This is a genomic window from Thermodesulfobium sp. 4217-1, assembly GCF_039822205.1.
Classification (GTDB): domain Bacteria; phylum Thermodesulfobiota; class Thermodesulfobiia; order Thermodesulfobiales; family Thermodesulfobiaceae; genus Thermodesulfobium.
In genome coordinates this window covers 1-19,430 of record NZ_JBAGBW010000003.1, presented here as the reverse complement: position 1 = coordinate 19,430, position 19,430 = coordinate 1, and the positions used below count along the sequence as shown (strand labels likewise).

General features: G+C 37.4%; 35 protein-coding genes. All 35 read right to left on the bottom strand.

What is annotated here, in order from left to right; translation table 11 throughout:
* Nucleotides 1-12 precede the first annotated feature (12 nt).
* Entirely contained in the window at nucleotides 13-642 is a 630-nt protein-coding gene (locus V4762_RS02055; protein WP_347314111.1) for a histidine phosphatase family protein, read from the bottom strand.
* A complete protein-coding gene (gene serA / locus V4762_RS02050; RefSeq protein WP_347314110.1) occupies nucleotides 639-2,225 on the bottom strand; it encodes a phosphoglycerate dehydrogenase in 1,587 nt (528 codons plus the stop codon). Before serA ends, V4762_RS02055 begins: the two co-directional genes overlap by 4 nt.
* Nucleotides 2,226-3,395, bottom strand: coding sequence for a pyridoxal-phosphate-dependent aminotransferase family protein (locus V4762_RS02045; protein ID WP_347314109.1), 1,170 nt, complete (start codon nucleotides 3,393-3,395; stop codon nucleotides 2,226-2,228).
* 14 nt (nucleotides 3,396-3,409) lie between these two features.
* Nucleotides 3,410-3,814 (bottom strand): 30S ribosomal protein S9, encoded by a 405-nt coding sequence (rpsI, locus tag V4762_RS02040; RefSeq protein ID WP_347314108.1) that lies wholly within the window; start codon nucleotides 3,812-3,814, stop codon nucleotides 3,410-3,412.
* A 94-nt stretch (nucleotides 3,815-3,908) separates the two neighbouring features.
* Entirely contained in the window at nucleotides 3,909-4,343 is a 435-nt protein-coding gene (gene rplM, locus V4762_RS02035) for a 50S ribosomal protein L13 (protein WP_347314107.1), read from the bottom strand.
* Between the two features lie 39 nt (nucleotides 4,344-4,382).
* Complete coding sequence (gene truA / locus V4762_RS02030; protein WP_347314106.1) at nucleotides 4,383-5,210, bottom strand: tRNA pseudouridine(38-40) synthase TruA; 828 nt, start codon at nucleotides 5,208-5,210, stop codon at nucleotides 4,383-4,385.
* A gap of 74 nt (nucleotides 5,211-5,284) precedes the next feature.
* The gene (gene rplQ / locus V4762_RS02025) at nucleotides 5,285-5,638 is read right to left on the bottom strand and encodes a 50S ribosomal protein L17 (RefSeq protein WP_347314105.1); all 354 of its coding nucleotides are present in this window, start codon (nucleotides 5,636-5,638) and stop codon (nucleotides 5,285-5,287) included.
* A gap of 1 nt (nucleotide 5,639) precedes the next feature.
* Nucleotides 5,640-6,653 carry a DNA-directed RNA polymerase subunit alpha gene (locus tag V4762_RS02020; protein ID WP_347314104.1) on the bottom strand — a complete coding sequence of 338 codons (1,014 nt, stop codon included), beginning with the start codon at nucleotides 6,651-6,653 and terminating at the stop codon, nucleotides 5,640-5,642.
* Between the two features lie 15 nt (nucleotides 6,654-6,668).
* A complete protein-coding gene (rpsD, locus tag V4762_RS02015; RefSeq protein WP_347314103.1) occupies nucleotides 6,669-7,295 on the bottom strand; it encodes a 30S ribosomal protein S4 in 627 nt (208 codons plus the stop codon).
* A 12-nt stretch (nucleotides 7,296-7,307) separates the two neighbouring features.
* The gene (rpsK, locus tag V4762_RS02010) at nucleotides 7,308-7,706 is read right to left on the bottom strand and encodes a 30S ribosomal protein S11 (RefSeq protein ID WP_347314102.1); all 399 of its coding nucleotides are present in this window, start codon (nucleotides 7,704-7,706) and stop codon (nucleotides 7,308-7,310) included.
* A gap of 57 nt (nucleotides 7,707-7,763) precedes the next feature.
* On the bottom strand, nucleotides 7,764-8,135 hold the full coding sequence (gene rpsM / locus V4762_RS02005; protein WP_347314101.1) for a 30S ribosomal protein S13: 372 nt from the start codon (nucleotides 8,133-8,135) through the stop codon (nucleotides 7,764-7,766).
* A gap of 12 nt (nucleotides 8,136-8,147) precedes the next feature.
* Complete coding sequence (gene rpmJ, locus V4762_RS02000) at nucleotides 8,148-8,261, bottom strand: 50S ribosomal protein L36 (RefSeq protein WP_013755894.1); 114 nt, start codon at nucleotides 8,259-8,261, stop codon at nucleotides 8,148-8,150.
* Between the two features lie 22 nt (nucleotides 8,262-8,283).
* Nucleotides 8,284-8,502 carry a translation initiation factor IF-1 gene (infA, locus tag V4762_RS01995; protein WP_347314206.1) on the bottom strand — a complete coding sequence of 73 codons (219 nt, stop codon included), beginning with the start codon at nucleotides 8,500-8,502 and terminating at the stop codon, nucleotides 8,284-8,286.
* Complete coding sequence (map, locus tag V4762_RS01990) at nucleotides 8,495-9,301, bottom strand: type I methionyl aminopeptidase (RefSeq protein WP_347314100.1); 807 nt, start codon at nucleotides 9,299-9,301, stop codon at nucleotides 8,495-8,497. Before map ends, infA begins: the two co-directional genes overlap by 8 nt.
* Complete coding sequence (gene secY, locus V4762_RS01985; RefSeq protein WP_347314099.1) at nucleotides 9,282-10,556, bottom strand: preprotein translocase subunit SecY; 1,275 nt, start codon at nucleotides 10,554-10,556, stop codon at nucleotides 9,282-9,284. Before secY ends, map begins: the two co-directional genes overlap by 20 nt.
* Nucleotides 10,550-11,002 (bottom strand): 50S ribosomal protein L15, encoded by a 453-nt coding sequence (gene rplO, locus V4762_RS01980; protein ID WP_347314098.1) that lies wholly within the window; start codon nucleotides 11,000-11,002, stop codon nucleotides 10,550-10,552. Before rplO ends, secY begins: the two co-directional genes overlap by 7 nt.
* A complete protein-coding gene (gene rpsE, locus V4762_RS01975; RefSeq protein ID WP_347314097.1) occupies nucleotides 10,995-11,498 on the bottom strand; it encodes a 30S ribosomal protein S5 in 504 nt (167 codons plus the stop codon). The genes rplO and rpsE overlap by 8 nt, the downstream gene beginning before the upstream one ends.
* 13 nt (nucleotides 11,499-11,511) lie before the next feature.
* A complete protein-coding gene (gene rplR / locus V4762_RS01970; protein ID WP_347314096.1) occupies nucleotides 11,512-11,877 on the bottom strand; it encodes a 50S ribosomal protein L18 in 366 nt (121 codons plus the stop codon).
* A gap of 12 nt (nucleotides 11,878-11,889) precedes the next feature.
* On the bottom strand, nucleotides 11,890-12,432 hold the full coding sequence (gene rplF, locus V4762_RS01965) for a 50S ribosomal protein L6 (RefSeq protein ID WP_347314095.1): 543 nt from the start codon (nucleotides 12,430-12,432) through the stop codon (nucleotides 11,890-11,892).
* Between the two features lie 82 nt (nucleotides 12,433-12,514).
* The gene (rpsH, locus tag V4762_RS01960) at nucleotides 12,515-12,907 is read right to left on the bottom strand and encodes a 30S ribosomal protein S8 (RefSeq protein WP_347314094.1); all 393 of its coding nucleotides are present in this window, start codon (nucleotides 12,905-12,907) and stop codon (nucleotides 12,515-12,517) included.
* A gap of 10 nt (nucleotides 12,908-12,917) precedes the next feature.
* A complete protein-coding gene (locus tag V4762_RS01955) occupies nucleotides 12,918-13,103 on the bottom strand; it encodes a type Z 30S ribosomal protein S14 (RefSeq protein ID WP_347314093.1) in 186 nt (61 codons plus the stop codon).
* Nucleotides 13,104-13,155: 52 nt separating this feature from the next.
* Nucleotides 13,156-13,701: a 50S ribosomal protein L5 gene (gene rplE, locus V4762_RS01950; protein WP_347314092.1), complete on the bottom strand. Its 546-nt coding sequence runs from the start codon at nucleotides 13,699-13,701 to the stop codon at nucleotides 13,156-13,158.
* A 9-nt stretch (nucleotides 13,702-13,710) separates the two neighbouring features.
* Nucleotides 13,711-14,049 carry a 50S ribosomal protein L24 gene (rplX, locus tag V4762_RS01945; protein ID WP_347314091.1) on the bottom strand — a complete coding sequence of 113 codons (339 nt, stop codon included), beginning with the start codon at nucleotides 14,047-14,049 and terminating at the stop codon, nucleotides 13,711-13,713.
* Nucleotides 14,046-14,414 (bottom strand): 50S ribosomal protein L14, encoded by a 369-nt coding sequence (rplN, locus tag V4762_RS01940; RefSeq protein WP_347314090.1) that lies wholly within the window; start codon nucleotides 14,412-14,414, stop codon nucleotides 14,046-14,048. Before rplN ends, rplX begins: the two co-directional genes overlap by 4 nt.
* The gene (rpsQ, locus tag V4762_RS01935; protein WP_347314089.1) at nucleotides 14,389-14,664 is read right to left on the bottom strand and encodes a 30S ribosomal protein S17; all 276 of its coding nucleotides are present in this window, start codon (nucleotides 14,662-14,664) and stop codon (nucleotides 14,389-14,391) included. The genes rplN and rpsQ overlap by 26 nt, the downstream gene beginning before the upstream one ends.
* Nucleotides 14,664-14,879 (bottom strand): 50S ribosomal protein L29, encoded by a 216-nt coding sequence (gene rpmC / locus V4762_RS01930; protein ID WP_347314088.1) that lies wholly within the window; start codon nucleotides 14,877-14,879, stop codon nucleotides 14,664-14,666. Before rpmC ends, rpsQ begins: the two co-directional genes overlap by 1 nt.
* Nucleotides 14,876-15,304, bottom strand: a complete 429-nt coding sequence (rplP, locus tag V4762_RS01925) for a 50S ribosomal protein L16 (RefSeq protein WP_347314087.1) — start codon at nucleotides 15,302-15,304, stop codon at nucleotides 14,876-14,878. The genes rpmC and rplP overlap by 4 nt, the downstream gene beginning before the upstream one ends.
* Complete coding sequence (gene rpsC / locus V4762_RS01920; RefSeq protein WP_347314086.1) at nucleotides 15,291-16,028, bottom strand: 30S ribosomal protein S3; 738 nt, start codon at nucleotides 16,026-16,028, stop codon at nucleotides 15,291-15,293. Before rpsC ends, rplP begins: the two co-directional genes overlap by 14 nt.
* Complete coding sequence (gene rplV / locus V4762_RS01915) at nucleotides 16,029-16,388, bottom strand: 50S ribosomal protein L22 (RefSeq protein WP_347314085.1); 360 nt, start codon at nucleotides 16,386-16,388, stop codon at nucleotides 16,029-16,031. It abuts the gene before it with no gap.
* 22 nt (nucleotides 16,389-16,410) lie between these two features.
* Nucleotides 16,411-16,686, bottom strand: a complete 276-nt coding sequence (gene rpsS / locus V4762_RS01910) for a 30S ribosomal protein S19 (RefSeq protein ID WP_347314084.1) — start codon at nucleotides 16,684-16,686, stop codon at nucleotides 16,411-16,413.
* Nucleotides 16,687-16,712: 26 nt separating this feature from the next.
* On the bottom strand, nucleotides 16,713-17,543 hold the full coding sequence (gene rplB / locus V4762_RS01905) for a 50S ribosomal protein L2 (protein ID WP_347314083.1): 831 nt from the start codon (nucleotides 17,541-17,543) through the stop codon (nucleotides 16,713-16,715).
* A gap of 14 nt (nucleotides 17,544-17,557) precedes the next feature.
* Complete coding sequence (gene rplW, locus V4762_RS01900) at nucleotides 17,558-17,851, bottom strand: 50S ribosomal protein L23 (protein WP_347314082.1); 294 nt, start codon at nucleotides 17,849-17,851, stop codon at nucleotides 17,558-17,560.
* 6 nt (nucleotides 17,852-17,857) lie between these two features.
* Entirely contained in the window at nucleotides 17,858-18,469 is a 612-nt protein-coding gene (rplD, locus tag V4762_RS01895; protein WP_347314080.1) for a 50S ribosomal protein L4, read from the bottom strand.
* The gene (gene rplC / locus V4762_RS01890; RefSeq protein WP_347314079.1) at nucleotides 18,466-19,092 is read right to left on the bottom strand and encodes a 50S ribosomal protein L3; all 627 of its coding nucleotides are present in this window, start codon (nucleotides 19,090-19,092) and stop codon (nucleotides 18,466-18,468) included. Before rplC ends, rplD begins: the two co-directional genes overlap by 4 nt.
* 19 nt (nucleotides 19,093-19,111) lie before the next feature.
* A complete protein-coding gene (gene rpsJ / locus V4762_RS01885) occupies nucleotides 19,112-19,420 on the bottom strand; it encodes a 30S ribosomal protein S10 (RefSeq protein WP_347314205.1) in 309 nt (102 codons plus the stop codon).
* Nucleotides 19,421-19,430: the final 10 nt, after the last annotated feature.

Sequence of the window (19,430 nt, the reverse complement as noted above, 5' to 3'; positions counted from 1 at the left end):
CTGAAGCCTTAACTAAATCACGCCCTCTGCACTAAATTCTTCCAGGTGGCATATAAGGTTTATTGACAAGAGTTTAAATTCTTCATCAAATTCCAGAACATTTATCCCAGCATTTGCAAGCTTGAATTTCCAAAAAAAACTATATGGAAGGGAAAATATGTCCATCAAAATAACCCTTATTACGACGTCGTGAGTAACAAAAGCAATATCATTACCGCGATTGTTGTCAACCCATTCTTTAAATGCACTAGTAGCTCTTAGAGACACATCGTGCAAACCTTCTCCTTCTGGCATCTTTGCTTCATACGGACTTACTTTCCAGAAATTATAAATTTCTTTAAATTCCCTTTTTACCTCAGATACCAGTTTTCCTTCCCATAGTCCATGTGATATTTCTAAAAATCTATCGTCATAAAAGACTTGTAGTTTTTTTGGATAGAAATCAAGAATCGAGTTTGCAGTTTCTTTTGTTCTGCTAAGAGGAGAGGAAACCAGGATATCAAGAGGTATGCTAGAAAAATATTTTCCAAGCTTTCTTACTTGCTCAATACCTTTTGCAGAAAGCTCTATATCTTTTACGCCTTGATATCTGCTTTCTTTATTCCAATCGGTTTCGCCATGCCTTATTAAATATATTTTCATGAAAGATAAATTAACCTGAGCTCTTCTATATCTCCTCCGCTTATTAATTTCTCTAACACGCCATCATGAACATCAGAATCTACGCTAAGAATCATAACTGCAAGACCGCTTTTGGAATTTCTTCCAAGCTGCATGCCAGCTATATTAATCTTGTTTTCTCCCAAAACAGTTCCAAATCTTCCTATAATTCCAGGCTTATCCTTGTGTCTTGATATCAAAAGGTAACCTTCTGGAAAGGTATCAACACGGTAATCGTCAATGCCGATTATTCTTGGTTTCTGATCAGACAATATTGTCCCTGAAACAGATCTTACACCGCTATCGGTTATAACTTTAACAGTTATTACACTCTTAAAATCAACATCCTCTGACTCTTTAGATTCGGTATATTTAATGCCAAGGTCATTTGCCAATGGCAGCGCATTAACAAAACTTACATAATCGCCCTTTATTTTTCTTAAGTATCCTTTAAGAACGCTCACTGAAACAGGATTAATATTTTTCTTTGCAATATCGCCGTAGTATATGATTTCGATCTTATTGACTCTTTGTGAGACCATATCTTTAATAAATTTTCCAAGTCTTTCGGCAAGGTCAATCCACGGTAAAAGATCGTCAGAAACTCCCCTAAAAGCAGGCAAATTAACAGCTCCGTGAGGAACTCTTCCCTCAAAAAAAGTGATTACCTGTTCTACCACGTCAAGAATAACGTTAACCTGGGCTTCCGTTGTAGCTGCGCCAATGTGAGAAGTCAGAACTGTATTTTCAATTGAAATATAAGGATTGTCATTTGTAACAGGTTCTACCTCAAACACATCAGAAGCAACACCAGCTAAGTATCCAGATTTCAAAGCATCAGCCACAGCAGCTTCATCCACTACGCCGCCTCGAGCAGCATTTACTATATATGAGCCTTTTTTCATTAAACTAATTCTTTCTTTATTGACCAAGTGATAGGTCTCTTTTGTTTTTGGCACATGAACAGTTATTACATCTGCTTCTTTAAAAACATCATCAAGAGACATTAGAGAAATGCCCATTTCTTTTGCCCTATCGAAAGATATATAAGGGTCGAATCCAATAACTTTCATTCCAAAAGCCTTAGAGTATTTTGCTACGTTACTTCCAACCTTACCAAGGCCAATAATGCCTATCGTTTTCCTATACAGTTCATGCCCCGTAAATTTATTTCTTTTCCATTCAAGGTTTCTAATAGATCTGTCAGATTGAGGAATATTTCGAAGAAGAGATATGAGTAACCCGAATGTATGTTCGGCAGCTGAAATAATGTTTCCCTCAGGAGAATTTACAACCACAACACCATACTTTGTAGCAGCCTCGACGTTTATGTTGTCAACACCTACACCAGCTCTACCTATAATCTTAAGATTTTTTGCATTAGATAGAACCTTTTCCGTAATCCTCGTCGAGGATCTAATAATAATAGCATTATAATCAACAATAATTTCTGAAAGTTCATCTTCTGTAAGCCCAGTTTTTATATCCACCTGAAAGCCAGCGGATTCTAACCTTCTTATACCGAGTTGAGAAACTTCATCAGCCACCAATATTTTTTCATTCATTTACATACTCTCCTCAATAACTTTCTGTGCAGCCTTAACTGATATGCCTTTTTCAAATTTATAGCCTAATTTATCAAGAGTTAATTCAAGAGCAGCAAAAGTTGCAAATATTTCTGTTGCCCCTATAAATCCTAAATGGCCAATTCTAAATATTTTTCCTTTAAACTGAGATTGACCTCCAGCAAGAACAATACCAAAATCTTTTCTCATAATATTTATAATATCTTGAGGATTGATACCCTCAGGCACAAAAACACCCGTAACGACAGGACTTGCACAATTGTCATCTGAGACAAGTTTCAATCCAAGAGCCCTAACAGCGCTTCTAACTGAATCTCTGAGAACAATATGCCTCTTTTGAAAATTCTCAAGCCCCTCTTCAAAAATCATCTTTAAGGATTCTTCCAATGAAAAATACAACGAGATAGGCGCAGTAAAAGGAGGCTGTCCTTTTTTATATGATTCGTGATATTTTCTAACATCAAAATAAAATCTGGGCAGATTGGCATTGTTTGCCCTGTTAAGAGCCTCTTTAGATACTCCAAGGAGACTAATGCCAGGAGGACACCCAAACGCCTTTTGAGAAGCTGCCGCAACCACATCAACCTTCCACTTATCCATCTCAAAAGGGGCAGCTACCATACCGCTAATTGAATCTACTACGAACAGGGCTCCGTGTTCTTTTATGATTGGAGAAAGTTTTTCAAGATCGTTTAATATGGCAGTAGAAGTTTCGTTGTGTTGGACAAGAACTCCTTTGTATGTGCCCTTTGGATATTTTGAAAGATACTCTCTTACTTTTTCAGGATCAGAATATTGACCCCAAACGAATTCCAATACATCAACATTTAGTCCATATATGTTTGCAATTTGCACGAATCTCTGACCAAAATTGCCGTTGACCAAAATCAAAACTCTATCATCTCTACTGAAAAAGTTAGAAACGCATGCTTCCATAGCACCAGTTCCAACTGAAGCAAATATATATACTTCACCCTCATCAGTTTTAAAAATCTTTTTCAAGCCGTCAACGCAGTACTCATGAATCTTTTGAAAAATTGGTCCTCTATGATTTACCATAGGTCTTGAGTTAGCTCTCAGAATACGAGGTGGAACAGTAATTGGCCCAGGAATCATTAACATATGATTATCATTTAAAAAACGATCCATCTATTCCTCCCAAATTATCTCTTAGAGTATTGAGGTGCTTTTCTTGCTTTCTGTAAGCCGTATTTTCTTCTCTCTTTCATCCTTGAATCTCTCGTTAGAAGCCCTTTGGCCTTAAGTACAGCCCTAAGCTCTGGATTAAAAAGATACAAAGCCCTTGCAATTCCGTGTGAAAGTGCTCCTGCCTGGGAAGACACGCCTCCGCCAACAATTTTAGCCCTAACTTCAACTCTTCCTAAGATTCCAGCAGTTAAAAGCGGCTCATCTACGATTATCTGTAGGGTTTTTCTTGGGAAATACTCAAGATAATCTTTGCCATTAACTGTAATCTTGCCGTTATCAGTAGGGTATATTCTCACTCTTGCAACAGAAGTTTTTCTTCTGCCCAATCCCCAAACAAAAGCTTGTTCCTTAAGCTTCATCAAGTTCCTCCTTAATTGTTAATTAATGAATAGAAATAAAAATATTTTAGAAATCAAAATTCACTAATTTATGTGTAATTATTTATTGCTTAACTTATGCCTCGATCTTCAAATAGACAGGTTTCTGTGCAACTTCTTTATAATTTTCGTCCTTATAAATTTTCAGCTTGCTTAGCATTATTCTTCCAAGCGTTCCCTTTGGCAGCATTCCTTTAACGGCATGAAATAAAATAAACTCAGGTTTTTGAATCCTTAATTTTTTAAGGTTTACTGTTTTTAAATTACCAAGGTATTGTGAATGCCTGTAATACATTTTATCATTTTCTTTGTTACCAGTAACGACAATCTTACTGGCGTTAATTAAAACCACAAAGTCCCCATTATCAAAATGAGGAACATAACTGGGTTTATGCTTTCCTCTTAAAATCATGGCGATCTTGGTAGCTAAACGACCCAATGTATGACCATTTGCGTCAATCAACCACCATTGCTTATTCGAATTAGATATATTCGGAAATTCAGTTTTCATATCCTTCCTCCTAGATACTTTTTTAGAAAATTCATTATATTATGCACATTTTACAATGTCAACGAATGATGGCCCTTTAAAAAAACCGTCCAAGCCATTCGTAACAATATTTTTTGTGCACAAAGCACCAAGCACTTGTTCAAAATAACTTACTCCCCATAGATGTAAACCTCTTGGAGGAGCTTTATGCAGCACCAATCTTTTTTCACCTTCCAGGGCTTCTTTATAGTCATTCAAAAGACGCTTGCCTTGAGCAACCGCAACTGCTTCTCCAAACAAAAATCTAACTGTATGCCACAAAAAAGACGGTGCTTCTATTATAAAATACAAAAAATTCCCAATTACTATTGTGTTAGAGAAAATGACTGTTCCAAAATTCAATTTTCTGTCTGAAGAAAACCTCGAAAACGATTTAAAACAAAATCTATCAGATATTAGTGACAAGGGAACCTGCAACTCATCTGAGGATATATCTAAATGCCAAAAATATCTTGACAAGTGCGCAGGTATTTTCCCCTTTGCACAAACAGCATAAACATAAACCCTTGACTTTGCAGAAAATCTACTGTTGAAATCCTCAGGCATTATCTTTAACTCATTAATTCTTATATCATTCGGCAAGTGGAAATTCAAAATATTATGCAACTTTTCAATACTAAATGGACATTCTTTTAACTTAAAAGAGATAACTTGTCCAAGAGCATGAACTCCAGCATCAGTCCTTCCAGCAGGATTAACACAGATTCTCTCTCCAAAAATTTCTCTAAGTTTTTGTTCAATAACCATCTGTACTGTTCTAGATTCCTCTTGCATTTGAAAGCCGTGAAAATTAGTTCCATCATAGGAAATTATTGCTGCAACATTCATGATAAAAAAACAAAGATCGAGGCAAAAAAGCCCCGACCCACAAAAAAACCAATTGTCAAAATATTCAATTTAGGTTAAAAAACAAGTTCCAGAACTGCCATTTCAGCGCCATCGCCTTTTCTCGGTCCGATCTTGACAATTCTAGTATAACCGCCATTTCTTTCTCTAACAGGGTTCAACTCTTCGCTAAATAGCGATTTTAAAGCCTCTTTAGACTGCAAGTAAGAAAAGGCCAGCCTTCTGTTTGGCATAATATCTTTTTTTGAAATGGTTATAATGTGTTCAATGATCTTCTGGGCTTCCTTAGCGCGAGCCATAGTTGTTGTGATTCTTTTGTTAATAAAGAGGCTACAAGCCAAGCCTTTTAACAACGATTTTCTGTTAGAAATTGGCATGTTTAGTTTTCTGTGTGCCATTCTATGCCTCATATTAATCACCTCCATTTTCATCACTAGCTTTAAGTCGAAAGCCTTTGGAAAGCAAAATTTCTTCAAGCTCATCCAATGATTTCTTGCCAAAACTTGGTACATTTAATATGTCTTCACGCGTTCTTGAAATCAAATCGTTCAACGTAGAAATGCCAGATCTCTTAAGAACATTTGCAATTCTCGTTTGTAATCCAATCTCCTCAATAGATTGCTCTAAGTCCACTCTAGATTGCGATTTTAAATAAGAGTCTCTTTTTGGCTCTTTATACTCGGCACCAGGCTTTTCTGAGTCAAAAAATGTGCCGTACTCTACAAATATTCTAAAATGAGATATGAGCTCTTCTGCTGAAATTTTCAATGCATTAATAGGCTCAATGGTTCCATTGGTCCAAATCTCAAATATTAGTTTATCCCAATCGGTCTCTTGTCCAACACGTGTAGATTCAACAGAATAATTTACTCTTGTAACAGGCAAAAAGTTTGCATCTAAAGGAATGCTTCCAGGAGATAGCCAACGAGAATTTTCTCTCATTTTCTCAATAGAGATATATCCCTTGCCTTTTTTAACGGTAATTTCAACCTTCAATTCACCATTCTCTTCCAAAGTAGCTAAATATAGATCCTTGTTAACAATTTCTACCTCAGCGTTTGGTTGGATATCAGATGCCTTGACTATCTTGGGACCTTTCACATCAAGAATTAGCTTCCTTGTTTCCTCCTCAGGGACATCGGGTGAAATAATAATAGCCAATTTTTTTATATTTAAATGAAACTCCAATATGTCTTCAACCATCCCAGGCAAAGTCATATATTCATGAGGAGCATCATCCACCCTTATACCAATTACCGCACTACCTGGAATAGATGTTAAAAGAACTCTTCTGATTGCGTTGCCAATGGTGGCTCCATAACCAGGTGAAAGGGGTTCCAAAACAAATTTACCATATTTACCGCCATTGTCAGTTTCAAATTGTTCTTTTATTTCAAGCTTATAATTTTCCTTTGATCCGAACAAAGGACGCCTCCTCTTCTATCGAGAATAGAACTCGATAATTAGATTTTCTCTGATAGGTGCATCAAGTTCTTCACGTTGAGGAAGTCGATCAAATTTGATTTCTAATTTATCATAATCTACAAATATCCATGGGGCAGGAGTTCTTTCCTTTATGACCTCAACAAATTCTGAACCAAAAAGTTCTTTACTATTTTCCCTCGCAGAAACAATATCTCCAGGTTTCACACGATAAGAAGGTATATTTACGCGATGACCGTTAACGTTGAAGTGACCATGAGAAGCCATTTGTCTTGCTTCCTGACGACTTGATGCAAATCCAGCCCTAAATAAAACATTGTCTAGCCTTCTCTCTAACAAGAAGTAAAGATTGTCTCCTGTCACGCCACCCATTTGTTCTGCAAACTCAACATATCTTCTAAATTGTCTTTCGCCGATTAAACCGTAATAACGCTTCATCCTCTGTTTTTCTCTTAAACGCAAACCATACTCTGAGGTTTTTACACGGGTGTTAATATGCATGCCCGGAGGAGTTGGACGCTTATCAAAAGCACACTTTTCAGATAAACACCTATCACCCTTTAAAAATAGTTTCATGCCCTCTCTTCTGCAAAGCCTACAAACAGGGCCAGTATATCTGCTCATTATTTTTACCTCCTATACCCTTCTACGCTTAGGTGGACGACACCCATTGTGAGGAATAGGTGTGACATCCTTAATCATCTCAATTGACAGACCAGCAGCCAACAAGGAACGAATAGCAGTTTCTCTGCCAGGACCAGGACCTTTTACATATACGTCGATCTGTTTCATTCCATGATCCATTGCCTTTTTAGCTACAACTTCTGATGCCAGCTGAGCAGCGTAAGGAGTTCCTTTTTTGGTTCCTTTAAAGCCAGCAGTTCCTCCACTGCCCCAGGATATTAATGCACCCTGTTTATCTGAGATTGCGATAATAGTATTGTTGAAAGTTGAATGAATATGAGCTATCCCATATAGAATATTCTTCTTTTCCTTTTTTCTTACTCGGGTTTGTACTTTACCCTTTCTTGCCAACTCAATACCTCCTTTTTTAATTAGCGAATTTCAAAATTTAGACAATTAAACATATATCTATTTTTTCTTCTTTGCTCCGATTAAACGCTTTGGACCTTTTCTAGTCCTTGCATTTGTCCTGGTTCTTTGACCGCGGACTGGCAAACCTCTCCTGTGCCTAAGGCCTCTAAACGCTCCAAGATCGATCAATCTTCTTATGTCTTGGGCTACGTCTCTTCTAAGATCGCCTTCTACTTTATAATTTTTCTCTACTTCATCTCTGAGCTTTATGAGTTCCTCTTCAGTCAGCTCTTTTATTCTCTTTTCGGGATCTACACCTGTTACGTTAAGAATTTTAAAAGCGAGCGGTCTGCCTATCCCAAAAATATAGGTTAATGCAACCCAGGCCTTTTTGTTCTCAGCTAGGTCAACTCCAGCAATTCTAGCCATTAACTAACCTCCTTATCCTTGTCGCTGTTTATGGCGAGGATTTTCACAGATTACTCTTACTATTCCCTTGCGCTTAATAATCTTACACTTTTCACATATCTTCTTTACTGATGCACGAACCTTCATATCGGCCTCCTATAGCAAAATTCTATTTCATTCTATAAATAATACGACCTCTTGTAAGATCGTAAGGAGAAAGCTCTATTTTAACACGATCGCCAGAAACAATTTTAATAAAATTCATCCTCATTTTTCCAGAAACATAAGCCAAAACTCTATGCCCAGTCTCAAGCTCTACTCTAAACATTGCATTTGGCAAAGCTTCCAAAATTATGCCTTCAACCTCAATAGCCTCTTCTTTAGCCAGTTTCATCACCCCCCCAAGAGGAAAGGATTGCTGGTCCATCTTCAGTGACAGCAACCATATGTTCAAAGTGAGCAGAAAGGGATTTGTCTTTCGTGGACACAGTCCAACCATCCCTTGAGAGAATAACTTCATAGGTGCCTATGTTAATCATTGGTTCAATACAGATTGTCATCCCATCGACCAATTTAAGCCCGTGACCGTAAGTCCCAAAGTTCGGGACACATGGATCCTCATGGACACTCCTACCAATTCCATGACCAGAAAGCTCTCTAACAGGAGAAAATCCAAATGCTTCTACATATCTTTGGACTGCCGCGCCAATGTCAGAGATATGACCTCCAATAACAGCTTGATTTATCCCCGCATAAAGAGATTTTTCAGTCACATCTAAAAGAAGTTTGGCATCGCTTGAAATGTTCCCAACTGGATAGGTTTTCGCACTATCTCCGCACCATCCATCAACAATAGAACCGACATCAATTTTCAAAATATCTCCTTCTTTAAGTATCCTCTTCTTAGAAGGGATGCCGTGTACAACTTCGTCGTTAATTGACGTACAAAGTATAGCAGGAAAAGGTTTTGCTGAGAAATTTGGCTTATAATTCTTAAAAGCTGGAAGAGCTCCTTCTCTTTCAAAAAAGACCTCGGCAAACGCTTCGAGCTCATATGTAGAAATACCTGGTTTAACAATGTTAGATATTTCACATAAAATTTTGCCAACAACTCTGCCAGCTTTTTTTAATGCCTTTATTTCATCTTTTGACTTGATTAAATTCTTTCTATTTAACAAGATGCTCATATTGTTTGGCCATCAACTGCGCTTGAATTTGTCTTATTGTGTCAAGTGCTACACCGACCACAATAAGAAGAGCAGTCGCCCCTAAACCCCTAAATGTAGTTACTTTTGTCAAAAGTTCAGATAAAGCAGGAATTAACGCTATCAAGCCTAAGAATAAGCCGCCAAGAGTAGTAATCCTTGTTAAAACCTTATCAAAATACTCAGAAGTCGGCTTGCCTGGTCTGATACCAGGGATAAAGCCTCCATACTTTTTTAAGTTTCCTGCAAGCTCAACTGGATTATAAATAATTGCTGTGTAGAAAAACGCAAAAAATATAATTAAGAGAAATTCAATGAAATTATACAAGATTGAATCTGGAGAAAACAAAGTTGACAGGTAAATCGCAAGATTCTGTACTGATGGAACTCCTCTCAAAAAACCAAAAATAGTATTAGGCAGCATCAATATAGAAACAGCAAATATGATTGGCAATACGCCTGCGGTATTTATTCTTAATGGCAGATAAGATGTCTGCCCTCCATAAACTTTTCTGCCTACAACTTTTTTGGCATAATGGATTGGAACCTTTCTTTCAGCCAATTGAATCCAGACAATTGCAACTATTGCCAAACAAAAGATTGCAAATAATGCGATAACTTGAATCAGATTTATGTCGCCGATCATTAAGAGAGAAAAGGTTTGACCAAAATACAAAGGCAATCTTGAGATAATGCCTATAAAAATTAAAAGTGACGCACCATTTCCAATACCTCTTTCAGTTATCAACTCACCCATCCACATTAGAAAAACAGAGCCAGCTGTTATTACTATGATAGTAGTTATCGTGTTAAACATTGTAAATACAGGAATAGCGGAAGAAAGAACATAGCTCATACCGATAGCTTGAAGGGCTGCAAGTACCACAGTTAAATACCTTGTGTACTGTGCCAAAGCCTTTCTACCAGACTCGCTTTCTTTTTGCATAGCCTGCATTTTTGGAACAATAGGTGTCAAAAGTTGAACAATAATTGATGCGTTAATATATGGAGTTATACCCATTGCAAAAATTGAAAACTTGGCAAGTGCACCACCAGAAAACAGGTCCAGAAAACCTAAGATTCCTGATTGCTCTATTATCCTGGATAGCAATTCGTGGTTAACTCCGGGAACAGGAATATGGGTTCCAAACCTAAATAAAACAATCATTAATATCGTAAAAATTACTTTATTACGTAGATCCCCAAAGTTCATTGCTCCCATAAAACTATCTAACACGACAACACCTCTACGGTTCCACCAGATTTTTCAATTTTCTCTTTGGCGGAAGAACTAAACTTATGTGCTTTAAGATTTAAAGGAACATTTATTTCGCCATCACCTAAAATTTTTATCAAGGCATTTTTGCCTACCCAGCCTTTTTCATACAAAAGCTCAGGGGTTATAACAGTTCCAGGTTCAAAGTCAGCAAATCTTGAGATATTTATCACTTCATAATTCTTCTTAAATAAAAGATTCTTAAAACCTTTCCATTTTGGAAGACGCCTATATATAGGAATTTGACCGCCCTCAAAACCAGGTCTTACTCCTCCACCTGAGCGAGAATTTTGGCCAGCCTGACCCTTTCCAGAAGTCCTGCCGTGCCCTGAGCTCCTACCTCTGCCCAACCTCTTAGGTTCTTTTGTAGAGCCAAAATTTGGTTTAAGATTTGACAAACTATTCATTTATTGCGACCCCCCTTCTCATTTTTGAGAAGAGAATTGAACTGTTAATATCTTCCAAGCCCTTAATGGTCGCCATAACGGTATTAAGAGCATTGGTAGAACCTATAACTTTTGTAAGCACATCCTTATATCCAGCAAGTTCAAGGATTGCACGAACAGTTGCGCCTGCAATAATTCCCGTTCCAGGAACTGCAGGTCTTAATATTACATTAGATGAACCAAATCTAGACTGTATGAAAACAGGTATAGTTTGACCTCTCATAGGAACATCTATAAGATTCTTCTTAGCCTTCTCTACAGCCTTCCTTACAGCAGAAGGAACTTCTTGGGCTTTACCTATACCAATTCCAACCTTGCCATCACCGTTGCCAACTATGACAATAACTCGAAATCTTAATCTTTTACCGCCAGCAACGACTCTGGCTACTCTTCTTACTTCAATAACACGCTCTTGAAGAGTTACATCTTCTAAAGAGTGTTGAGATTTATTTAACATATTTCCCTCCTCATTAGAACTTTAATCCTGCTTCCCTTGCAGCGCCTGCTAACATAGCAACACGACCATGATATTTATATCCTGCTCTATCAAAAACTACTTTATCTATACCTTTTTCAAGGGCCCTTTTGGCAATAAGCAATCCAATGGACTTTGATTTCTCTTTTTTATCACCAGATAAAGAATTTTTTATCTCAGGATCTAATGATGAAGCGCACACAAGAGTTTTGCCATCAACATCATCAATAATCTGTGCATAAATATGATTTAGACTTCTAAAAACAGAAAGCCTTGGCCTTTCTTTAGTGCCAAAAACAGTTTTACGAGTTCTTTTTTGTCTTAATTTTTTACCGACTAATCTTGTTTTCTCTTTTATCACAATATGCCTCCTTTATTTCTTCGATCCAGCTTTACCGGGCTTCAGATGTAGAATCTCGCCAATATAGCGAATACCCTTGCCCTTATAAGCATCAGGAGGAAGAGATTTTCGAACATTTGCTGCAATTTGGCCCACAAGCGCTTTGCTATTACCCTTCACCCAAATTTTATTATTTCCCTCAAGCTCAAATTTAATTTCTTGAGGAGGAACAAATTCCACAGGGTGCGAATGTCTCAGTTGCATTACAAGCTTGCTACCTTGCAGCTGGGCCTTATAACCAGTTCCCACCAATTCAAGACCTTTTTTGAATCCCTCAGATACACCTGTAACCATATTTGCTATTAAACTTCTAAAAAGTCCATGAAAAGCTCTTGCTCTTTTAGAATCGCTTTTCCTTAGAACTTCGAGTTGATTATCATCGATCTTAACCTCTAATTCTGGTGGTAAAATTTGACTTAATTCACCCAGAGGTCCACTTACTTCTACTAAATTCACATTGATATTAACGTTAACCCCTTTTGGGATAACAATCAATTTTTTTCCGATTCGAGACAAAGTCAATCACCTACCTTCTTATGAAAAATAAAACTAAAATAAGATTGGAAACTATTAATCTCATTCATCGCAAAACTTTTATTTACCAAACCATGCAAAGCAATTCTCCGCCAATTCCTTCTTTTCTTGCTCTGTTATCGCTCATTATGCCTTGTGGAGTAGAAAGAATTGCCAGACCAAAACCGCCCAAGACTCTTGGAATGTCATTTTTGCCAACGTAAATCCTGAGTCCTGGTTTACTAACCTTTTTTACGTCTCTAATAACTCTTTTACCGTTAATATATTTAAGTTTTACTCTTAAAATATCCTGCGGATTAGATTTAATTCTTTCAAAACCCTCAATAAAATTCTCCTGTTTTAAGATGAGTAAAATAGCCTCTTTCTCTTTAGAAGCAGGAAAACTAAAAACATCTTGTTTTGCATTATTTGCATTTTTTAACCTTATTAACATATCGGATATCGGATCAGTATGCATATAAACCTCCTTACCAGCTCGCTTTCCTAAGACCAGGTATTACACCTTCATAAGCCATTTTCCTTAGACAAACCCTGCATAAACCAAATTTACGATAATATGCATGCGGTCTCCCACACAAAAGACAACGATTTTTTTCTCGAGTTGAAAATTTTGGTGGCTTTTTCCAAGTTTCTAACAGACCCTTTCTTGCCAACTATTTCACTCCTTCTCTAAGATAAACTTTTAAAAATGAAATCATTTTTTGATTAGCTCTTTCTAAATGGAAAGCCAAGCGCGCTAAGCAATTCCTTAGCTTCCTTATCAGTATTAGCAGTAGTTACAATGGTGATATTCATCCCTCTAACCTTGTCAATCTTATCATATTCAATTTCGGGAAAAACAAGTTGCTCATTTAAACCAATAGTTAAGTTGCCTCTGCCATCAAAGTGATCATCAGAATACCCTTTAAAATCTCTTATTCTCGGAAAAGCAATATTAAAGAGTTTGTCAAGAAAATAGTACATTCTTTGACCGCGCATTGTAACCTTAAGACCAATTGGCATACCTTCCCTAATTTTAAAAGCAGCAATAGATTTCTTTGCCCTTCTAATAATAGGTTTTTGACCACTAATAATCTTTAGATCGTTTGTTGCTGCGTCGACTGCCTTAGCGTTCTGTACAGCCTCACCCAAACCAATATTGATAACTACCTTAACTGGCTTTGGGACCTCCATAATATTATTATATGAGAACTTGTCCTTAAGGTAGGTAGTTACCTTTGAATCATATAGATCTTTTAACCTTGAATTCATAAATGCCTCCTAACCGAACACTTCATTACAATGTGAACAGTAACGATGCTTATTGCCCTCAGAATCAATTTTGTGTTTGATTCTTGTTGGTTTCTTGCACTTAGGACAAATTAACATTACTTTACAGATTGCAAGAGGAGCAGGAATTTTTTGAATACCGCCGCGACCTTTAGCATTAGGCTTTGCATGTTTCGTCACAATATTCATACCTTCAACGACAATCATATTTTTAACAGGAATAGACCTTATTACCTTGCCCTGTTTTCCTTTGTCCTTGCCAGACCGTATGAGGACAGTGTCACCGTTTACAACGCTTGGCTTAATTTTTGAAATTATATTGTTTTTCATAAGACCTCCGGAGCCAAAGAAATAATTTTCATATAATTTCTGTCTCTAAGCTCTCTTGCTACCGGACCAAACACCCTGGTACCCCTGGGGTTTCCTTGGTTGTCAATTATCACAGCAGCATTATCATCAAATCTAATTACAGACCCATCTGCCCTTTTGATTTCTTTATGGGTCCTAACTATAACAGCCTTAACTACATCTGATTTTTTGACCATTCCATGAGGTTGAGCCACTTTTACGACAGCAACAACTACATCGCCAACGCCAGCATATTTGCCCAAACTCTTTCCCATGACTCTAATTACCATTGCCTTTTTAGCACCTGTATTATCAGCAACATTAAGTCTCGATTGAACGCAAAGCATCTTTATCTTCCTCCTTGCTTGAAACAATTTCTACCAGACGCCAATTTTTCTCCTTGCTAATTGGCTTACACTCCTCAATTATAACTGTATCTCCGACTTTACATTCGTTTAATTCATCATGAGCTTTAAATTTAGCAAAAACTCTAATTGTTTTCTTGTAAAGCGCATGTTTTTCATTTTCAACGACTCTTACCAATACAGTTTTATTCATTTTAGTAGAAATTACATCGCCTTTTAAACGCTTTTTCATTATCTGATACCTCTCTTCTTTTCGGCTAAGAGGGTTAAGATTCTAGCAATCCTTATTTTTACATCACTAATATTGGAAGTATTAGTTAACTGTCTGGTTGCCTGTTGAAACCTAAAGTTAAACAACTCACGCCTAGCCTCTAAAAGTTTTTTTTCTAAATTTTCGACATCCATAGAAGATAATTCTTTCACTTCTTCAGAATCTTTATAGCTCATGAGTTGTCACCACCTTTGTTCGCCTCTATTATCTTTGTCTTGATAGAAATCTTATATTGTGCTTGTTTAAGGGCTTCTCTTGCTACAGATGGTTCGACGCCTCCGCCAACTTCGTACATAATCTTGCCAGGATCCACTACTGCCATCCATGTTTCTGGAGATCCTTTTCCTCCGCCCATCCTAACCTCTTCTGGTTTTGATGTAACTGCTAACTGAGGAAAGATTCTAATCCAAACTTTGCCAACCTTTTTAAAACTCCTTGCTAAGACCCTACGAGTTGCCTCTATTTGATTGGCAGAGATAAATCCACCTTCCATAGCGACCAAACCATAATCTCCGTGTAACAGTTCTGTACCTCTTTTAGCTACTCTCCTTGGATGAAAAAGATGAGGTTTTCTCCACTTTGTCCTTTTAGGCATCAACATGACTAATTTCTCCTTCCTCTAAGGGTAAATTAGCTTGTTTCGCGGTAGCAGGAGAAGGTAGGATTGAAGCAGCGAACTTTGCATGCTCTGCAAAATCATTAACATAAAGCCAAACTTTTACGCCAATTAGACCATATATGGTATGTGCCTCAGCAAATCCATAATCTATATCGGCTCTCAATGTTTGAAGAGGAACTCTTCCCTCTCTTAACCATTCGCTCCTTGCAACTTCAGCTCCGCCAAGTCTGCCGCCAACCATAATCTTTATACCTTTAGCGCCAGAACGTCTAGATCTAAATATTGCCTGCTTCATAGCCCTTCTAAATGTAACACGTCTCTCTATCTGAGCGGCTACGTTTTCAGCAATTAATTGTGCGTCGAGATCTGGCATTGGAATATCCTCAACATCAACATCAATATTTGTCTTAAATTCATCTACAAGTTTTTTCCTCAATACTTCTCTGCCTTGGCCACCACGACCAATAACCATTCCTGGTCTTGCGGTCTTTACAATTACTTTGACTTTATCAGTTCCTTTTGATCCTCTTCTCTCAATTAAAACTTTTGAGACGAAGGCATTGCTAAGTTCTTTTTTCACAAATTTTCTAATTTTATAATCCTGCACAAGTTCAGGACCAAACTTTGATTTTGGGGCAAACCAATGAGTTATATGATCTTTGGTTATACCAACTCTTAATCCATTTGGATGTACTTTTTGACCCACTTATTTTTTACCTCCTTTTTGCTTAGAATCAGCATTAGACACAACTACGGTAATGTGGGAAGTTCTCTTTAAAATTGGAAAGGCACGACCATATGCTCTTGGCGTAAACCTCTTCATACTTGGTCCCTTATCAGCTACAGCTTTCAAAACAACAAGCTCTTTTCTATCGAGATTAAAATTGTTTTCTGCGTTGGATACGGCTGATTTCGTAACTTTATAAAGAATGCGCGCTGCCTTATGAGGCATAACGCTTAAACTATTTAAAGCTACGTCAACCTGCTTACCAGGAAGCAAACGAATAATTTCTTGCACCTTTTTTGGTGATATTCGAACATATTTTGATACAGCTCGAACTTCCATAGTTTCCTCCTATACCTAAATATCAAGAACGCTCTGTGCTATGGCCAGGATGACCCTTAAAAGTCCTTGTTGGAACAAATTCTCCCAAACGGTGGCCAACCATAGCCTCAGTCAGATAAATTGGAACGTGTTTTTTCCCATTATGTATTGCAAAAGTATGGCCAACCATCTCAGGAATAATCACAGATGCTCTTGCCCAAACTTTAATAACTTTTTTTTCTCCTGTTTTATTCATCGCATCCACTTTCTTCAAAAGCTTTGGATGGACATAAGGACCTTTTTTACTTGAACGCCCCATAAACTATCCTCTCCTTATGCAAATCATTATTTATTCCTTCTTCGAATAATATATTTATCAGAAGACTTATGTTTTTTCCTTGTCTTATAACCCAAAGTTGGCTTTCCCCAAGGGGTCAAAGGACCTGGATGCCCGATAGGAGACCTACCTTCACCGCCGCCGTGTGGGTGATCTACAGGGTTCATTACTGAGCCTCTATTGTGAGGTCTTTTGCCAACCCATCTTTTTCTTCCAGCTTTGCCCAAGGTAACGTTTTCGTGATCTAAGTTGCCCACTTGACCAATTGTAGCCTTACAACTGCTATTAATAAGTCTTACCTCGCCAGAAGGCATCCTTAAACTCACAAGGTTTCCTTCCTTAGACATAATTTGAGCCCCTACTCCGGCAGCTCTTATTAACTGAGCCCCTTTACCAGGATAAAGCTCAACATTGTGAACAACAGTGCCTAAAGGAATATATTTAAGTTGTAAACAAGAGCCTACCGTTATATCAGCCTCTGGTCCAGAAAGTAAGATTTGGCCAATCTTAAGACCATCGGGTGATATGATATATCTCTTTTCGCCATCTTTATAACTTAAAAGAGCAATTCTAGCGCTACGATTTGGATCGTATTCGATGGAAACAACTTTTGCGTCTATGCCATCTTTATCTCTTTTAAAATCTATTTCGCGATACAAACGCTTGTGTCCACCGCCACGAAATCTTGATGTCACTCTTCCGAAATTGTTTCTTCCGCCAGTTTTCGTCAACCCTTTTACAAGTGATTTTTCTGGCTTATCTTTAGATAGATCATCGAAAGAAGAAACAGTCATAAATCTTCTACTTGCAGTATATGGTTTATAACTTTTAACAGGCATATTCTATAACCTCCCTATTGAACGCCTTCAAAAATCTCAATCTTGTTTCCAGGCATTAGAGTTATTACGGCCTTCTTAAAAGAAGAGGTTAGACCAGCATTTTTTCCCATTCTTTTAGGTTTACCTTTAACGTTAATTACCTTTAAATCCTTAACTTTTACTTTAAAGATCTCTTCAATAGACAATCTAATAGAAGTCTTATTTGCATCTTTACTTACAATAAAAGTATATTGATTAAACTTTCCAGCCAAATCTGTACTCTTTTCAGTAACTACAGGTTTAATTACGTAACGATATGGATCAAACATTCCCAATCACCTCCAGGTCTGCAAACACTCTAAAGCCTCTGGGGTCATAATAACCCTTTGTGACCAAAGAATATCAGCTACCTTCAAATTATTCACATCGACAATCCTAAAATTTGGGAGGTTCGTAAAAGCACGTATAACATTCTCAAAATAGTCATCTATAACGATCAAACTTTTACAATTTTCTCCAGGAAGCTTCGTCGAAAAACTAAAAGCATTTTTAACTTTAGGTTCGATTGTGGAAAAGTTTTCTACCACGATAAATCTGTCTTGATCTATGAGATTTTTAATTGCAATATTTCTCGAAAGCTTTTTCACCTTTTTAGGAAGATCGAAATTGTATTTTCTTGGCTTTGGACCAAATGTTATGCCACCCTTTCTCCAGATAGGAGAACGAATTGATCCATGTCTGGCTCTACCGGTGTGCTTTTGGGCGTATGGCTTTTTGCCGCCTCCGCTTACTTCTCCACGAGTTTTCGTGCATGCGCTGCCAGATCTCATTCCAGAAAGTTCTCTAATAACCTGCATATAAACTACATGCGAGTTATCCTTAGTTTCACTCAAATATGAATCGAGCTCTCTAAGCTTGTTCCCTTCTAAGTCATATACAGAAATCATACATTTCCTCCTTTGTACAGGACAACAAAGGAATTTTTATGGCCAGGGACAGAACCTCTCAAAACTATAAGGTAATCCTCAGGCATAAGATCCATAACAGCTACATTTTTTACTGTTATTTTGGTGTTACCCATATGTCCTGGCATCTTTTTCCCTTTTATAATCTTGCTCATTCCTGTACCTACTCCTGTTGAACCAACTTTTCTGATATTCTTTGAGCCGTGGCTCATTGGTCCTCTATGGAATTTCCACCTTTTAATAGTTCCAGCCGTCCCAAAACCTCTTGTTACACCAGAAATATTTAAGCTCTCGCCAACAGAAAACATTGAAAGATCCAATGTATCTCCCACATTCAAGCTATCATTTTGGAATTCAACAATCTTCTTGTGTGGCTTTAAAGAAGATTTTTTAAATAGCCCTAATTGAGGTCTGTTCAATTTCTTCTCAGGGCATTCCTGAAAGGCTACTCTAATTGAACTATATCCGTCTCTCTCTATTGTTCTTTTATCAGCAACAGTTCCTTTGATAGCCTGTATAACTGTGACAGGCACTACACCAGATGGTGTAATGTAGTTTGTCATTCCTAATTTTTTTCCAATTAATCCCATAAACATCTTGCCCATTACAAGTTTTCCTCCTCTCTTACACCTTTACCTCTATGTCAACTCCTGCAGGTAAATCAAGGTCTCTTAAAGCATCCATAGTTCTCGGTGTAGGATCAACTATATCAATCAACCTTTTGTGGGTTAAAACCTCAAAGTGTTCCTGTGAATCTTTATCTATGTGAGGCGATCTGATAACACAAAACAGCTCACGTCTTGTCGGAAGAGGAATAGGGCCCTGTACTACAGCGCCTGTTCTTTGAACGGTATCAACAATTCTCTTCACTGATTGATCCAAAGTTCTGTGGTCGTAAGATTTTATTTTAACTCTTATTTTTTGACGCATCATTATCACCAAC

What these genes read in the sequence shown, in the direction of transcription:
- V4762_RS02055 (WP_347314111.1), bottom strand. Translation starts at nt 642, where the DNA reads ATGAAAATATATTTAATAAGGCATGGCGAAACCGATTGGAATAAAGAA.
- serA (WP_347314110.1), bottom strand. Translation starts at nt 2,225, where the DNA reads ATGAATGAAAAAATATTGGTGGCTGATGAAGTTTCTCAACTCGGTATA.
- V4762_RS02045 (WP_347314109.1), bottom strand. Translation starts at nt 3,395, where the DNA reads ATGGATCGTTTTTTAAATGATAATCATATGTTAATGATTCCTGGGCCA.
- rpsI (WP_347314108.1), bottom strand. Translation starts at nt 3,814, where the DNA reads ATGAAGCTTAAGGAACAAGCTTTTGTTTGGGGATTGGGCAGAAGAAAA.
- rplM (WP_347314107.1), bottom strand. Translation starts at nt 4,343, where the DNA reads ATGAAAACTGAATTTCCGAATATATCTAATTCGAATAAGCAATGGTGG.
- truA (WP_347314106.1), bottom strand. Translation starts at nt 5,210, where the DNA reads ATGAATGTTGCAGCAATAATTTCCTATGATGGAACTAATTTTCACGGC.
- rplQ (WP_347314105.1), bottom strand. Translation starts at nt 5,638, where the DNA reads ATGAGGCATAGAATGGCACACAGAAAACTAAACATGCCAATTTCTAAC.
- rpsD (WP_347314103.1), bottom strand. Translation starts at nt 7,295, where the DNA reads ATGAGCAGATATACTGGCCCTGTTTGTAGGCTTTGCAGAAGAGAGGGC.
- rpsM (WP_347314101.1), bottom strand. Translation starts at nt 8,135, where the DNA reads ATGGCTAGAATTGCTGGAGTTGACCTAGCTGAGAACAAAAAGGCCTGG.
- rpmJ (WP_013755894.1), bottom strand. Translation starts at nt 8,261, where the DNA reads ATGAAGGTTCGTGCATCAGTAAAGAAGATATGTGAAAAGTGTAAGATT.
- map (WP_347314100.1), bottom strand. Translation starts at nt 9,301, where the DNA reads ATGAGCATCTTGTTAAATAGAAAGAATTTAATCAAGTCAAAAGATGAA.
- rplO (WP_347314098.1), bottom strand. Translation starts at nt 11,002, where the DNA reads ATGAATAGTTTGTCAAATCTTAAACCAAATTTTGGCTCTACAAAAGAA.
- rpsE (WP_347314097.1), bottom strand. Translation starts at nt 11,498, where the DNA reads ATGTTAAATAAATCTCAACACTCTTTAGAAGATGTAACTCTTCAAGAG.
- rpsH (WP_347314094.1), bottom strand. Translation starts at nt 12,907, where the DNA reads ATGCATACTGATCCGATATCCGATATGTTAATAAGGTTAAAAAATGCA.
- rplE (WP_347314092.1), bottom strand. Translation starts at nt 13,701, where the DNA reads ATGAATTCAAGGTTAAAAGATCTATATGATTCAAAGGTAACTACCTAC.
- rplX (WP_347314091.1), bottom strand. Translation starts at nt 14,049, where the DNA reads ATGAAAAACAATATAATTTCAAAAATTAAGCCAAGCGTTGTAAACGGT.
- rplN (WP_347314090.1), bottom strand. Translation starts at nt 14,414, where the DNA reads ATGCTTTGCGTTCAATCGAGACTTAATGTTGCTGATAATACAGGTGCT.
- rpsQ (WP_347314089.1), bottom strand. Translation starts at nt 14,664, where the DNA reads ATGAAAAAGCGTTTAAAAGGCGATGTAATTTCTACTAAAATGAATAAA.
- rpmC (WP_347314088.1), bottom strand. Translation starts at nt 14,879, where the DNA reads ATGAGCTATAAAGATTCTGAAGAAGTGAAAGAATTATCTTCTATGGAT.
- rplP (WP_347314087.1), bottom strand. Translation starts at nt 15,304, where the DNA reads ATGTTGATGCCTAAAAGGACAAAGTGGAGAAAACCTCATCTTTTTCAT.
- rplV (WP_347314085.1), bottom strand. Translation starts at nt 16,388, where the DNA reads ATGGAAGTTCGAGCTGTATCAAAATATGTTCGAATATCACCAAAAAAG.
- rpsS (WP_347314084.1), bottom strand. Translation starts at nt 16,686, where the DNA reads ATGGGGCGTTCAAGTAAAAAAGGTCCTTATGTCCATCCAAAGCTTTTG.
- rplB (WP_347314083.1), bottom strand. Translation starts at nt 17,543, where the DNA reads ATGCCTGTTAAAAGTTATAAACCATATACTGCAAGTAGAAGATTTATG.
- rplW (WP_347314082.1), bottom strand. Translation starts at nt 17,851, where the DNA reads ATGTTTGATCCATATCGTTACGTAATTAAACCTGTAGTTACTGAAAAG.
- rplD (WP_347314080.1), bottom strand. Translation starts at nt 18,469, where the DNA reads ATGATTTCTGTATATGACTTAGAAGGGAACAAGCTTAGAGAGCTCGAT.
- rplC (WP_347314079.1), bottom strand. Translation starts at nt 19,092, where the DNA reads ATGGGCAAGATGTTTATGGGATTAATTGGAAAAAAATTAGGAATGACA.
- rpsJ (WP_347314205.1), bottom strand. Translation starts at nt 19,420, where the DNA reads ATGATGCGTCAAAAAATAAGAGTTAAAATAAAATCTTACGACCACAGA.